The following is a 13190-nucleotide window of genomic DNA, read 5'->3' as shown; positions in this document are numbered from 1 at the left end:
GCAAGCTGGGTGTCACTTCGCGCATCAACGTGCGGCAATCAGCGCACCGGTACCGATCATCGCGCCGCCAGCGAGCCTGTTCATGAGGCGCATGCGCTTCGGGGTCTTGAACCACCCGGCTGCCCGCCCCGCCATCGCGGCATAGAGGCCCATGGTGATGATATTGACGCAGACCACGACAAGGACCACGAGCAGGCCATCGGCGAAGGTCATGGTGTCAAGGTTGAGGATCAGCGGCATGATGGAGGCGTGGAACAGAATGGCCTTCGGATTGCCGAGCGCAATGGACGCGCCGAGAAAGAAGGACTGCGACAGCCGCGCCTGTGTTTGGCGAGAGTCGTCCGGTTTCTGGGCGGCCGCCCGCCACATCCTGATGCCGAGAAAGACCAGGTAAGCGGCGCCGGCGTATTTCACCAAAAGAAAAATCCACTCGAAGGTCTGGGCCAACGCCACCAACCCGAGCAACGCCAGGGTGACCAGGACGGCGTCGCCCGCGGCGACCCCCATGCCGGCTATGAAAGCCCGCAAGAACCCACGCGACAGACCATTGGTGATGACCGCGAACATCGCCGGTCCAGGCGTGGCGGCGGCCAACGAGATCGCGACGCAATAAGCCAGGAACGCCGTCACCGTCATCGTCTTACCTTCCCGTTCGGAACCCGCACGCGGCGGAAGATCGCCACGATGTCCTCGCGGCTGCATTCGATCGCCCCAAGCCTGACCGCGCGATCACGCTCGAAGCCAGTGATATCGTAATGCGGCGCCGATGTCTTGGGCGGCCCCTGATAGGACGAACGCTTAAGGCCCACCTCGGCTGCAAAGCGATGGAGTTCGTCGGTATTGTCGGCGAGCAGATGGCACCAGCGGTGGCCGGCCCATTTCCAGATCGCCGCATCGACATAGACTGCCATCAGGCCCACCGCATTCGGTGAGCCTCACGCATGGTATTCGGAGGCCAAGCCTGCAAGCCGGGCCGGCTGCCGTCAGCAATTGCTATTTCGACGCCGGGCAAGGCTTGGTCTGATCGAACAGCGACAGGTTCACCAGCTTGCCGGTCATCGAGAATTCGCCATAGTCCATGACGAGGTCGCGGGTGATGCCGTTCTCGTGCAGCTTGAAGCTGATCCGGTATTCCGGCACCTCTTCGCCTTTGTTGTCGGTATCGTCGAAATAGGCGATGTCGACCGGCCAGTATTTGTCGGTCGCGAGCTTGGCCAGCGCCGGCGCCTCCGGGTCGGATTTCTGGACATCGGTCTTCTTGCCGACGATGACGGTGGTGGTCATCACCTTGTTGGCGTCCTCAGAGCCGTCGAACAGATTGGTCTGGTAGAAATTCTCGCCCTTTTCGGCCTTGCCGATCAGCTCGACCAGATGCTGGGTCGGGAACTGCGTCGCTGCAAGCTCGAGGCTGTTCTTCTCAGGCTTGTCGATCTCGACTTTCAGGCCCTTCTGCTCCCGGGTCGCGGTGCCTTTCACTTCCTTGTCGAGGTTCTGGTCGGTGAAGGATTTCGTCACGAACGAAAAAGTTTTGCCTTCGGCATCCTCGAACGTGGTCGTCTGCTGGTCCGTCAGCTTCGTGCCGTCGGCGGTGGCAATCTGGGTGACGAAGCGAAATTTCACCGTATAGCCTTCGCAGGCGGAACCATTGAACTCATAGACCATGCGGCCGGTGATGCCGGTAATGCCTGAGCGATCGGAAGCCTTGTTGAGCGTGAGATCGTAGACGGCGCGATGCGCCTGCAGCGCGGGCACCGCAAGGGCCGGCGCCATCGGGAGCATCGCCGAGAAACAGGCGGCGGCGAGAAAAAGGCGCGTTGCGCGCATGCGTTGCTCCGATCGTCGCGGCTGCGAGGCAGACCGCAGGGAAAGATGGTCCAGCTTAAAAAAAGTCGTGGCGGAAGCGAGGCAAAAATAGCAATTTCGGCCCGGCCAACGCGGCGTCTTCCAGCAATAGGGAAAACCAATGAGCGAAACAATCGAAAAGCGGCTAAGCGATCTTGGCGTCACCCTCCCGGCCGCCGCCGCGCCCGCCGCCAACTACGTGCCCTATTGCCGCACCGGCAACACGCTGTTCACCGCCGGCCAGTTGCCGCTGAAGGACGGCAAGCTGCAGGCAAGCGGGTTGCTCGGCCGCGACATCGACACCGCTGCAGGCAAGGAAGGCGCGAAATTCTGCGCCATCAACCTCCTGGCGCAGGCCAAGGCCGCGCTGGGCGATCTCGAAAAGGTCCGGCGCCTGGTCAAGATCACAGTCTTCGTCGCCTCCGCGCCGGATTTCGTCGAGCAGCATCTTGTCGCCAACGGCGCCTCCGACTTCCTGGTCGCCGCACTCGGCGAGCGCGGCAAGCATGCCCGCTCCGCCGTCGGCACCGCCTCGCTACCGCTCAACGCCGCGGTCGAGATCGAAGCGATCTTCGAAGTCGAGTGAGGCTCAACATGACCGATCTGTCCTGGCTGATTGCGCAGCCCGTCGCGCATCGCGGCTTCCACGACATGAACAAGACGCGCTGGGAAAACACGCTGTCGGCTTTCGCCGCGGCGGCCGAGCGCGGCTACGCCATCGAATGCGACGTGCATGTCTCGTCCGACGGCGTCCCGGTCATCATCCATGACGGCGAGCTGAAACGCCTCACCGGCCAGGATGGCTTCGTGTGGCAACGCACCGCGGCCGAACTGGCGACGCTCAAGGTCGGCGGCACCAAGGACCACGTGCCGACGCTCGAGGAGGCGCTCGACCTGATCGACGGCCGTGTGCCGCTGGTGGTCGAGTTGAAAGGCGTTCCCGGCCATGATGCCGGGCTGGTGGCAAGCGTCGGCCGGCTGCTCAAGCGCTACAACGGCAAGGTGGCGATCATGTCGTTCGATCACTGGCTGATCCGCGACTTCGCCAAGGACGCCCCCGGCATCCCCGGCGGGCTGACCGCCTATGGCAGGGACAACCAGTTGATCGAGGCGCATTTCGCCATGCTCGCGCACGATCTCGCCTTCACCTCCTACGCTGCCGGCGATCTGCCCAACCCCTTCGTCAGCTTCGTGCGCGAAAAGCTGAAGATGCCGGTCATCACCTGGACCGTGCATGACCAGCCGGCTGTCGACCTCACCTTCAAATATGCCGACCAGATGACTTTCGAGGGTTTCGAGCCCGGCCTGGTGAGAGTTGGCTGAGCCGAGTGCCTCAAACGTGACTTGTAGCTGCCCCTGCGAAGCTTAAATAAGCCCCATGGATCAGGGCGACGAAGACGATGGACGGGCAGCGAACGCGGATTATGCGATCCGCATCGCGGCGGGTATCGGCGCCTTCACCTGCGAAGAATGGAACGGCTTTGCCGGAACCACGCGCGACGATCAAGAAAACGGCTACAACCCGCTGGTTTCATTCGCTTTTCTAAGCGCTCTGGAAGATTCCGGCTGCGCCGTCCGGCGCACTGGCTGGCAGGGTCATCACTTGCGGCTGGAAACCGCGCAAGGCAGGCTTCTCGGCGCCGTCCCTTGTTACCTCAAATCGCACAGCCAGGGCGAATATGTCTTCGACCACGGCTGGTCGGACGCCTTCGAACGCGCCGGCGGCCGCTATTATCCCAAGTTGCAATGCTCGGTGCCGTTTTCACCAGTCACCGGCCCTCGCCTGCTGGTCGGCAAAGGCGAGAATGAAAGTGCGGTGAAGGCAGGACTGGCGGAAGGCCTGAAGCTGGTGACCGACAAGCTCGGCGTCTCGTCCGCGCATGTCACTTTCGCAACCGAGCCGGATGTGGCGAGCCTCGAGGCGGCGGGCTTCCTGCATCGCACCGACCAGCAGTTCCATTTCTTCAACGAAGGCTTTTCGACCTATGACGACTTCCTCGCCACGCTTGCCTCGCGCAAGCGCAAGGCAATGAAGAAGGAGCGCCGGGAAGCGCTTGCCGACGGCATCTCGATCGACTGGCTGACCGGCAAGGACATCACCGAAAGCGCCTGGGACGATTTCTTCGCCTTCTACATGGATACCGGCGGAAGGAAATGGGGGCGGCCCTATCTCAACCGACAGTTCTTCTCGCTGATCGGCGAGCGCATGGCCGACGACATCCTCCTGGTGATGGCAAAGCGGAACGGCCGCTATATCGCCGGCGCCATCAACTTCATCGGTTCCGACGCGCTCTACGGACGCAACTGGGGCTGCATCGAGGATCACCCCTTCCTGCATTTCGAGGTCTGCTACCATCAGGCGATCGATTTCGCCATCGAGCGCAAGCTCAAGGTGGTGGAGGCAGGCGCGCAGGGCGAGCACAAGCTGGCGCGCGGCTACCGGCCGGTGACCATGCATTCGGCGCACTACTTCTCGCATCCCGGCTTGCGCAACGCCGTCGCCGACTATCTCAGGCGCGAGCGACGCGAGGTCGAGCGCATGGGCGAATATCTCGAAGAGCACACGCCCTTCCGCAAGGATCTTGGGGAATAGCCGGCTTCACCGCGCGCCATGCCGCTGCGATGAAACATGAAAACAGAGACTTAAAGCGCTTCGCCCGAATCCATTCCTTACGACGCGCTTCAGCGATCCCGCCTGAGCGCCTTGCCGCCCGTCCGCGGCTTCGCTACACCGGACGGTGAATGCAATTGGGAGTGTCACCCCATGGCCGAAGCCTATGATCCCGGCAATATCTTTGCGAAAATCCTGCGCGGCGAGATTCCGTCGCACCGCGTCTACGAGGACGATGCAGTCGTCGCCTTCATGGATGTGATGCCGCAAGGCATGGGCCACACGCTGGTGATGCCCAAGGCGCCGTCGCGCAACATGCTCGACGCCGATCCGGCAACGCTCGGTCCGCTGTTCGCGGTCGTCCAGAAAGTGGCCGTGGCAGTGAAAAAGGCATTCGACGCCGACGGCGTCACCCTCATGCAGTTCAACGAACCGGCCTCCGGGCAGACCGTCTACCATCTCCATGTCCACGTCGTGCCGCGCTTCGAAGGCGTGCCGTTGAAGCCGCATTCCGGCCAGATGGAGAAGCCTGAGGTGCTGGCCGAGCACGCCGGCAAGATCCGCGCGGCGCTGGGAAGCTGACCCAGCCTTCGACCCGGTGACTGCGAGCTGACCGCTCAAAAGAAAAGAGCCCCATTGCCGGGGCTCTTTTGCATTTCAAATGAAGGCCGATCAGCCCTTGCGCGGCAGTTGCGGCACAAGGCTGCGTTTGTTGCCGTCCTTGCCCTTCGGCTCCGGCTTCTGCGCCACGGCCTTCTTGGGCGCCGGCTTCTTGGCCACCGCCTTCTTCGGCTTCGGCGCGTCTTCCGGCTCTTCCTTCTTCGGCTGCACGGGCGACTCGTCGGCGAGCGATTCGAGCTTCAGGCCGGACTCGCCGGTTTCCTTCTTCTCGACGGTGACACGCACCGTGCCGCCCTTCTTGAGTTTGCCGAACAGCACCTCGTCGGCCAGGGGCTTCTTGATGTGCTCCTGGATGACGCGGCCGAGCGGACGCGCGCCCATGCGCTCGTCATAGCCCTTGTCGGCCAGCCAGGCGATCGCGTCCGGCGACAGGTCGAAGGTGACGCCCCGCTCGGAGAGCTGGGCCTCAAGCTGCATGACGAACTTCTGCACCACCTGATGGATGACCGGCACCGGCAGCGAACCGAACGGGATGATCGCGTCCAGGCGGTTGCGGAACTCCGGCGTGAACAGCCGGTTGATCGCCTCGACGTCGTCGCCCTCGCGCTTGGTCGAGCCGAAGCCGATCGCCGCACGCTGCGCGTCCGAGGCGCCCGCATTGGTGGTCATGATCAAGATCACGTTGCGGAAGTCGATCTGCTTGCCGTTGTGGTCGGTCAGCTTGCCATGGTCCATCACCTGCAACAGGATGTTGAACAGGTCCGGATGCGCCTTTTCGACCTCATCGAGCAGCAGCACGCAATGCGGATGCTGGTCGACGCCGTCGGTGAGCAGGCCGCCCTGGTCGAAGCCGACATAGCCGGGAGGCGCGCCGATCAGCCGCGAGACGGTGTGGCGTTCCATGTATTCCGACATGTCGAAGCGGATCAGCTCGACGCCGAGCGAGGCGGCAAGTTGCTTGGCGACTTCCGTCTTGCCGACGCCGGTCGGGCCTGAGAACAGGTAGGAGCCGATCGGCTTCTCCGGTTCGCGCAGGCCGGCGCGCGCCAGCTTGATCGCCGAGGTCAGCGCCGTGATGGCCGTATCCTGGCCGTATACGACGCGCTTCAGCTCGATATCGAGCCCCTGCAGCACCTTCTCGTCGTCGGCCGAGACCGTCTTCGGCGGGATGCGCGCCATGGTGGCGATCGTCGCCTCGATCTCCTTGATGCCGATCGTCTTCTTGCGCTTGGCTTCCGGCACCAGCATCTGCGAGGCGCCGGTTTCGTCGATCACGTCGATCGCCTTGTCCGGCAGCTTGCGGTCGTTGATGTAGCGCGCCGACAGCTCGACCGAGGCCTTGATCGCTTCGCTCGTGTAGCGGACCTTGTGGAACTCCTCGAAATAAGGCTTCAGGCCCTTCATGATCTCGATGGCGTCCTCGATGGTCGGCTCGTTGACATCGATCTTCTGGAAGCGCCGCACCAGCGCGCGGTCCTTCTCGAAGAACTGGCGGAACTCCTTGTAGGTGGTCGAGCCGATGCAGCGGATGGCGCCGGACGACAGCGCCGGCTTCAGAAGGTTCGATGCATCCATGGCGCCGCCCGAGGTGGCGCCGGCCCCGATCACCGTGTGGATCTCGTCGATGAACAGCACCGCGCCCGGATAGTCCTCGAGCTCCTTGACGACCTGCTTCAGCCGCTCCTCGAAGTCGCCGCGATAGCGGGTGCCGGCCAACAGCGTGCCCATGTCGAGCGCGAAGATGGTTGCGTCCTGCAGCACTTCCGGCACATCGCCTTCGACGATGCGCTTGGCGAGGCCTTCGGCGATCGCCGTCTTGCCGACGCCCGGATCGCCGACATAGAGCGGGTTGTTCTTGGAACGGCGGCACAGCACCTGGATGGTGCGGTTGATCTCGCTGTCGCGACCGATCAGCGGATCGATCTTGCCGGCGCGCGCCTTGTTGTTGAGGTTGACGCAGTAGGCCGTCAGCGCGTCCTGCTGCTTCTTCTTGCCACCCTCTTCCTGCGGTTCGGCGCCGTTCTGGCCGCCCTGCTCGTCCTCGGCGCCGCGCGGCGTGCGCGATTCCGAAGCGCCCGGGCGCTTGGCAATGCCATGCGAGATGTAATTGACCGCGTCGTAGCGTGTCATCTGCTGTTCCTGCAGGAAATAGGCAGCATGGCTCTCGCGCTCGGCGAAGATGGCGACGAGCACGTTGGCGCCGGACACTTCCTCGCGGCCGGACGATTGCACATGGATCACGGCGCGCTGGATGACGCGCTGGAAACCTGCCGTCGGCTTCGAATCCTCGTCATAACCGGTGACGAGGTTGTCGAGCTCGGTGTCGATATAGGTGAGAACGGTGTGCTTGAGCTCGTCGAGATCGACGTTGCAGGCGCGCATGACGGCGGCCGCCTCGGTATCGTCGATCAGGGCGAGCAGCAAATGTTCGAGCGTTGCATACTCATGATGCCGCTCGTTGGCGAATGTCAGCGCCTGATGTAGCGCCTTTTCCAGGCCTTGGGAGAAAGCCGGCATGTTACCTCACTTCTTCTCCATCACGCATTGCAGCGGATGCTGATTCTGTCGGGCGAAATCCATGACCTGGGACACTTTGGTCTCGGCCACCTCGAATGTGTAGATGCCGCACTCGCCCACTCCATGATTGTGAACATGAAGCATGATGCGTGTGGCGGCTTCGCGGTCCTTTTGGAAAAATCGTTCCAGGACGTGAACGACGAACTCCATCGGGGTGTAGTCGTCGTTCAGAATGAGGACCCGGTAGAGACTGGGCTTCTTGGTCTTTGTTTTGGTGCGCGTGATGACAGCGGTGCCGCGACCGGGATCGTTGCGGTCTCCGTCACTTTGCATTCGCACCACGTCTGCCGTGGCAGTCAAACCGATCGTCACGTAGTCCAGCCTTTTCGAATCCTCATGCGAGTTCAACATGTAGGTTCTCGATGGACGATTTTAAGCCCTTCTGTTTAGCTGACAATATGGCTAGGTGGGCAAACCGCAGCGAATTTCTCAATCGTGAATGCGGCAAGGTGCGTCAGGTTGCGCTCGCGCATGAAAAAACCCGGCCGCGTCTCCGCGACCGGGTCCTTTTGATTGGCCCGCTGCCCGTGTCCGGCGTGATCGGGCGAAATTACTTCGCCTTGGCGACCACCGATTCGAAGGGCTTGTACGCTTCCTTGGCGAGCTCGGCATAGAGATTGCCGATCTTGCTGGCCTCAGCCACGAAGCTCTCATAGCTCTGCTTAGCGTAATCGGTCTGGATCTCGACGGCCTTCTCGATCGACTTGGCCGCGAACAGCTTCTCGAAGGCGGCGGTGCCGGCTTCGAAGCTCTTCTTGGTGTATTCGCCGGCTTCGGTGGCGATCGCCTGCGCGCCCTTGGTGAGCGAGGCGAAGCTCTTCAGCCCGGTGTCGGCAAATTCCTTGCCGTATTTCGTGAAGTCCTCATAGGTCTGGGTCATTTCATACTTCCCTTTGGTTGAAACGCCCTTTTTGCCCCGGGCGCCCTTGTGCAATGCACCTCAATATATTGTGCGATGCACAAAAGTCAAGAATCCCTTTGTATGCACGGGGTCCAGCGCCGGCGGCCGGTAAAATTCGATTAAAGAGAAGCTCGATTTGCCGAAAAATGGTGAACGCCGCGGTTACCATAAACGGATTGGTAACGCTGGGCGCGATAGCTTGGCTGGAAGTGAGGCCGGCACTCCCTTTGCCGCCTCCGGGGCAACGAAAATTCAGGGTAAGTAACGGTGCGTCAGGCGTTGTCGGGGCTAGTCTCCAAATCTTTCTCCCTCAAGGCAATCATGATCGCCGCGCTCGCGATGACGGTTGTCGTCGCCGATGTGGCGTCGGCAATGGCAGCGAGAGCCTCGGCCATTGTCGTGGACGCCAAGACCGGCAAGGTGCTCTACTCCGCTGACGCCAATGGCCGGCGCTATCCCGCCTCGCTTACCAAGATGATGACGCTTTACCTCACCTTCGAAGCGCTGGCGAAGGGCAGGATCAGCAAGAACACCCCGGTTCCGTTTTCCGCTCATGCCGCCGCCGAGGCGCCGACCAAGCTCGGCGTGCGCGCCGGCGGCTCGGTTCCGGTCGAGACCGCAATTCTGTCGATCGTGACGAAATCAGCCAACGACTCGGCGACCGCGCTTGGTGAGATGCTTGGCGGCAGCGAAGACAATTTCGCCCGCATGATGACGGCCAAGGCGCGCCAGCTGGGCATGAACGGCACCGTCTTCCGCAACGCCAACGGCCTGCCCGACCCCGGCCAGTTCACCACGGCTCGCGACATGGCGATGCTGGGCATCGCGCTGCGCGAGCATTATCCGCAATATTACGGTTATTTCTCGCAGCGCTCGTTTCTATATGGCCGTCAGCGCATCAACGGCCACAATCGTCTGCTCGGCCGCATCAAGGGCGTCGACGGCATCAAGACCGGCTACACCCGCGCTTCGGGCTACAACCTCGTCTCCTCCGTTGCCGATGGCGACCGCCGCCTCGTCGCGGTGGTGATGGGCGGCGCTTCCGGGCGCAGCCGCGACAACCAGATGGCCGCGCTGATCAACACCTATCTGCCGCGCGCCTCGACGCGCGGCGGCGGCGATCTGATCGCCAAGGGCAACGACAATCCGATCAAGACCTTGGCCAAGGTCTTTTTGCCCAAGCATGACGCGCCGACTCCGGACGCCAAGCCGGCTACGGATGACGCTGTCGTCGCCTCAGCCGACGATGACGTCCAGCACGACAGCCAGCAGGTCGCCGAAGAGACGAAACCGGTGATCCAGATCAAGAAGGTGAAGACGGTTGCCGTGGCCGCGATGGCGCCGCCCGCCAAAACCGAGGAAGCCTCGGCCCAGGTCGTCACCGCTTATACCGACCCATCGCCCGCAACACCGGCGATCGATCCGGTCAAGACATCGTCGGTGCCCTCCGGCTGGGTCGTTCAGGTTGCATCGTCGCCGACGAAAACCGGAGCCCAGGCGCTGCTCGAAAAGACGAGCAAGCAGGCGCCGAGGGTCTTGGCGGACGCATCGGGCTTCACGGTCGCTTTCGACAAGGACGGCACCACCTATTACCGCGCCCGTTTCGGCGGCTTCGACTCGAAGGACGCCGCCTGGAAGGCCTGCGACGCCCTGAAGCGCAAGAAAATCTCGTGCTACGCCGTCGAGCAATAGGCGGCTGTTGAAATCTCCGGGAAAGTACCCGCGTCGAAGGAGACTAATCGTGATTGGAGAGCAGGACGTCCTTGGCTTCATTGATCCGCGCCGCCAGGACAGACGTGCCGCCGACATCGGCGTTCAGGCGCTGCATCAGGCGGCGGTGCGCCTTGCGGATATCCGCCGCGGCAGCCCCCGCTTCAAGACCAAGGACCTTGTAGGCCTCCTCCTTAGTCATGGAGCCCGCACCTGGCGCAACACCCAGCCCTTCGCCACCGTGCGGCTGCGCGTCCTTGCGCCAGACGGGAAAACGGCCGTCAAGATACGTCTCTAGGAGCTGGCGGCTCTCCATATCCGGGCTGAGCTCGCCATGAAGCTGGCGCAGGTCCGTCAGCCCCATTGCGCCCAGCATCTTGCCTTCATAACGCCCGGCCAGGACGAGCCCCTCGAGCTTGCCGCTGTCGTGGTCGAGGTCCATTTCGAGCGCGGCAGTGCGCACCGTCGAATGTTTGGAAGCGGCGGCGCGCGCCGGAGGCCGCCTCGTGCGTATCCAGCCGACCCAGGCCAGCGCCGCGAGCAAAAGCAGTCCGCCGATAAGGCTGCGGCCGAAGACCAGCATGGGCGCCCCGACCAGTCCCAGAAAAGCCGGTCCAAGCGATCTCAGACTATCGGCCATCCTTGCGGGATCAGCGCGCACAAAGAGCATGGCGGCGCCGAAAAGCACCACAAGCACCGCTGCCAAAGCGAGGATCACACCCATCGATTAGCACCGCCATACGGATGACCGAGCATAACAAATAGGATGGGACCAAGGTCCAGCGCTTGCAAGTCCCACATCGGACGAGCCGAAGGGCCAGCGGTGGGTTTGCCGGCCGGCGCGGCGCTACAGCAGGCCGAGTTCGGCGAGTTCGAGCCTGAGCTTCGGCGGCATTTCGGCGAGTGCCGCCCTGCCCTTGCCGAGATCGGCCGGTGCGTCGGCGGGCTTCAGATAACGCCAGCCCTGGAAGGCGCGGCGCGGCTGCCAGTCGGTGCGCACCACCTCAGGATCGAGCACCAGATGACAACGGCCGATGCCCTCGCCGTCGACGAAGGGCCGGATCTCGGTGATCAGTTGCCGGCACTGCACGCTGCCCTTGATCACCCAATAGAGCGAGCCGCCGTCGGTGATCTCATCGCCGCGCGTCGGCACCATGCGGGTGGTGTGCCAGTGCTCGGCCGGCTCGCCCGCACGGCGCCGCTCGTCGAGGCGGAAGGCGATCCACTCTTCGAGGTCCTCGACGCTGTCGCAACCGACGCACAGTTTGATGAGATTGAGTGACATGCCCCAAGATTTAGCCGCGAGGGTTGACGCGTCAACGCCTTGAGCGACTTCTCCACAGGGCCAAGCCTGGGGTCTCGATAAGACCTCAGCACTCCACCACATTGACCGCGAGGCCGCCGAGGCTGGTTTCCTTGTATTTCTCGTTCATGTCGAGGCCGGTCTGGCGCATGGTCTCGATCGCGGCGTCGAGCGGCACGAAATGCGTGCCGTCGCCCTTGATGGCCAAGGATGCGGCCGTCACTGCCTTCACCGCCCCCAGCGCGTTGCGCTCGATGCAGGGCACCTGCACCAGGCCGCCGACCGGATCGCATGTCATGCCGAGATGATGCTCGAGCGCGATCTCGGCGGCGTTCTCCACCTGCTCGGGCGTGCCGCCCATGACGGCGCACAGCCCGGCGGCGGCCATCGCCGAAGCGGAACCCACCTCGCCCTGGCAACCGACTTCGGCGCCCGAGATCGAGGCGTTGGATTTGATGATGCCGCCGACGGCGGCGGCCGTCAGCAAGAAATCGCGGATGCTCGGCTGGTCGGCTTCGGGATGGAAATGCAACCAGTAGCGCAGCACTGCCGGCAGTGTGCCGGCGGCGCCATTGGTCGGCGCCGTCACCACGCGACCGCCGGCGGCATTCTCCTCGTTGACAGCCATGGCGTAGATCGACAGCCAATCATTGGCGAGCAAGGGATTTGGCCTATTCTGCTGCCACTGTTCCTGCAATTTGTCGTGCAGCTGCCGCGCGCGGCGGCGCACCTTCAACCCGCCCGGCATGATGCCGTCCTGCGACAGGCCGCGATCGATGCAGCCCTTCATCGCGCCCCAGATCGCGTCGAGGCCTTCGTCGAGCTCCTCGCGCGACATATGCATTTCCTCGTTGGCGCGCTTCATCTCGGCGATCGAAAGCCCGCTTTTGGCCGCCATGGCCAGCATTTCGGCGGCGTTCTTGAAGGGGTACGGTACCTTCTTGCCTTCGGTCGTCACCGAGCCCTTTGCCTTCATGCGCTGCAGCTCTTCCTCGGAAACGACGAAGCCGCCGCCGATCGAATAATAGATGCGCTTGAGCAGCAGCCGGTCGGACGCATCATAGGCATAGAAGGCCATGCCGTTGGCATGGCCGGCCAGCGGCGTCTTGCGGTCGAGCACGAGGTCCTTGGCGGGATCGAAGCGATATGTCGGATGCCCGGGCGGCGAAACTCGCTTCTCCGCGCCGATACGGGCGACGATGCCGTCGGCCTCGTCCGGATCGACCGTCTGCGGCGTCTGGCCGGCCAAGCCGAGGATCACGGCACGGTCCGAGCCGTGGCCGATGCCGGTATAGGCAAGCGAGCCGTGCAGGCTGGCGCCGATGCGGTCAACCTTGACGCCGCCGGGCCGGGGCCAGTCGCCGGCCAGGATCTCGTCGAGAAAGCGACGCGCGGCCGTCATCGGCCCCATCGTGTGCGAGCTCGATGGGCCGATGCCGATCTTGAACAGGTCGAAAACCGAAAGGAACACTGGGGCGTCGTCTCCTGAGGACCGCTCAAAGCTTACATATAGGAATTCCTGGGATGTTTCCGCTGTTTTGCATGGCGCGGCGCGGCGGCTGCCGACCTTGTTTGCTCCGCCAGCGACATCGCTTGCCGCCTGTCGAAGTGCCGGCACCCCTTGT

General features: G+C 63.1%; 14 protein-coding genes. 5 read left to right on the top strand and 9 right to left on the bottom strand.

What is annotated here, in order from left to right:
* Nucleotides 1–24: 24 nt before the first annotated feature.
* The 3 genes from LB529_RS05615 to LB529_RS05605 form a co-directional block, all read right to left on the bottom strand.
* Nucleotides 25–636: a LysE family translocator gene (locus LB529_RS05615; protein WP_224710487.1), complete on the bottom strand. Its 612-nt coding sequence runs from the start codon at nucleotides 634–636 to the stop codon at nucleotides 25–27.
* On the bottom strand, nucleotides 633–911 hold the full coding sequence (locus LB529_RS05610; RefSeq protein ID WP_224710486.1) for a DUF4031 domain-containing protein: 279 nt from the start codon (nucleotides 909–911) through the stop codon (nucleotides 633–635). Before LB529_RS05610 ends, LB529_RS05615 begins: the two co-directional genes overlap by 4 nt.
* 82 nt (nucleotides 912–993) lie before the next feature.
* The gene (locus tag LB529_RS05605) at nucleotides 994–1824 is read right to left on the bottom strand and encodes a cell envelope integrity EipB family protein (RefSeq protein ID WP_095765616.1); all 831 of its coding nucleotides are present in this window, start codon (nucleotides 1822–1824) and stop codon (nucleotides 994–996) included.
* A 139-nt stretch (nucleotides 1825–1963) separates the two neighbouring features.
* Here LB529_RS05605 and LB529_RS05600 point away from each other — a divergent pair, with 139 nt between their 5' ends.
* The 4 genes from LB529_RS05600 (at nucleotide 1964) to LB529_RS05585 (ending at nucleotide 5035) form a co-directional block, all read left to right on the top strand.
* A complete protein-coding gene (locus LB529_RS05600) occupies nucleotides 1964–2428 on the top strand; it encodes a RidA family protein (protein WP_224544466.1) in 465 nt (154 codons plus the stop codon).
* A gap of 8 nt (nucleotides 2429–2436) precedes the next feature.
* Nucleotides 2437–3165 carry a glycerophosphodiester phosphodiesterase gene (locus LB529_RS05595; protein WP_224632024.1) on the top strand — a complete coding sequence of 243 codons (729 nt, stop codon included), beginning with the start codon at nucleotides 2437–2439 and terminating at the stop codon, nucleotides 3163–3165.
* A gap of 55 nt (nucleotides 3166–3220) precedes the next feature.
* On the top strand, nucleotides 3221–4435 hold the full coding sequence (locus tag LB529_RS05590; protein WP_224710485.1) for a GNAT family N-acetyltransferase: 1215 nt from the start codon (nucleotides 3221–3223) through the stop codon (nucleotides 4433–4435).
* Nucleotides 4436–4606: 171 nt separating this feature from the next.
* Nucleotides 4607–5035 (top strand): HIT family protein, encoded by a 429-nt coding sequence (locus tag LB529_RS05585; protein WP_095765348.1) that lies wholly within the window; start codon nucleotides 4607–4609, stop codon nucleotides 5033–5035.
* Between the two features lie 90 nt (nucleotides 5036–5125).
* Here LB529_RS05585 and clpA read toward each other — a convergent pair whose 3' ends face one another.
* The 3 genes from clpA to LB529_RS05570 form a co-directional block, all read right to left on the bottom strand.
* Nucleotides 5126–7591: an ATP-dependent Clp protease ATP-binding subunit ClpA gene (gene clpA / locus LB529_RS05580; protein ID WP_140841263.1), complete on the bottom strand. Its 2466-nt coding sequence runs from the start codon at nucleotides 7589–7591 to the stop codon at nucleotides 5126–5128.
* 6 nt (nucleotides 7592–7597) lie between these two features.
* Nucleotides 7598–7924 carry an ATP-dependent Clp protease adapter ClpS gene (gene clpS, locus LB529_RS05575; RefSeq protein WP_036258315.1) on the bottom strand — a complete coding sequence of 109 codons (327 nt, stop codon included), beginning with the start codon at nucleotides 7922–7924 and terminating at the stop codon, nucleotides 7598–7600.
* Nucleotides 7925–8201: 277 nt separating this feature from the next.
* Nucleotides 8202–8531 carry a phasin family protein gene (locus LB529_RS05570; RefSeq protein ID WP_095765346.1) on the bottom strand — a complete coding sequence of 110 codons (330 nt, stop codon included), beginning with the start codon at nucleotides 8529–8531 and terminating at the stop codon, nucleotides 8202–8204.
* Nucleotides 8532–8819: 288 nt separating this feature from the next.
* Here LB529_RS05570 and LB529_RS05565 point away from each other — a divergent pair, with 288 nt between their 5' ends.
* Nucleotides 8820–10244, top strand: coding sequence for an SPOR domain-containing protein (locus LB529_RS05565; protein WP_224710484.1), 1425 nt, complete (start codon nucleotides 8820–8822; stop codon nucleotides 10242–10244).
* A 43-nt stretch (nucleotides 10245–10287) separates the two neighbouring features.
* Here LB529_RS05565 and LB529_RS05560 read toward each other — a convergent pair whose 3' ends face one another.
* The 3 genes from LB529_RS05560 to LB529_RS05550 all read right to left on the bottom strand — a co-directional run bounded on the left by LB529_RS05560 (nucleotide 10288) and on the right by LB529_RS05550 (nucleotide 13036).
* Nucleotides 10288–10986, bottom strand: coding sequence for a molecular chaperone DnaJ (locus LB529_RS05560; RefSeq protein ID WP_224706511.1), 699 nt, complete (start codon nucleotides 10984–10986; stop codon nucleotides 10288–10290).
* A 123-nt stretch (nucleotides 10987–11109) separates the two neighbouring features.
* Nucleotides 11110–11547 (bottom strand): DUF1489 family protein, encoded by a 438-nt coding sequence (locus LB529_RS05555; protein ID WP_095765343.1) that lies wholly within the window; start codon nucleotides 11545–11547, stop codon nucleotides 11110–11112.
* Nucleotides 11548–11632: 85 nt separating this feature from the next.
* The gene (locus LB529_RS05550; RefSeq protein ID WP_224710483.1) at nucleotides 11633–13036 is read right to left on the bottom strand and encodes an L-serine ammonia-lyase; all 1404 of its coding nucleotides are present in this window, start codon (nucleotides 13034–13036) and stop codon (nucleotides 11633–11635) included.
* Nucleotides 13037–13190 lie beyond the last annotated feature (154 nt).

The organism is Mesorhizobium sp. CA5, from assembly GCF_020165105.1.
In the GTDB taxonomy this organism is placed as follows: Bacteria; Pseudomonadota; Alphaproteobacteria; order Rhizobiales; family Rhizobiaceae; genus Mesorhizobium.
The sequence above is the reverse complement of the archived record's forward strand: the minus strand, read 5'-3'. Positions and strand labels throughout refer to the sequence as shown.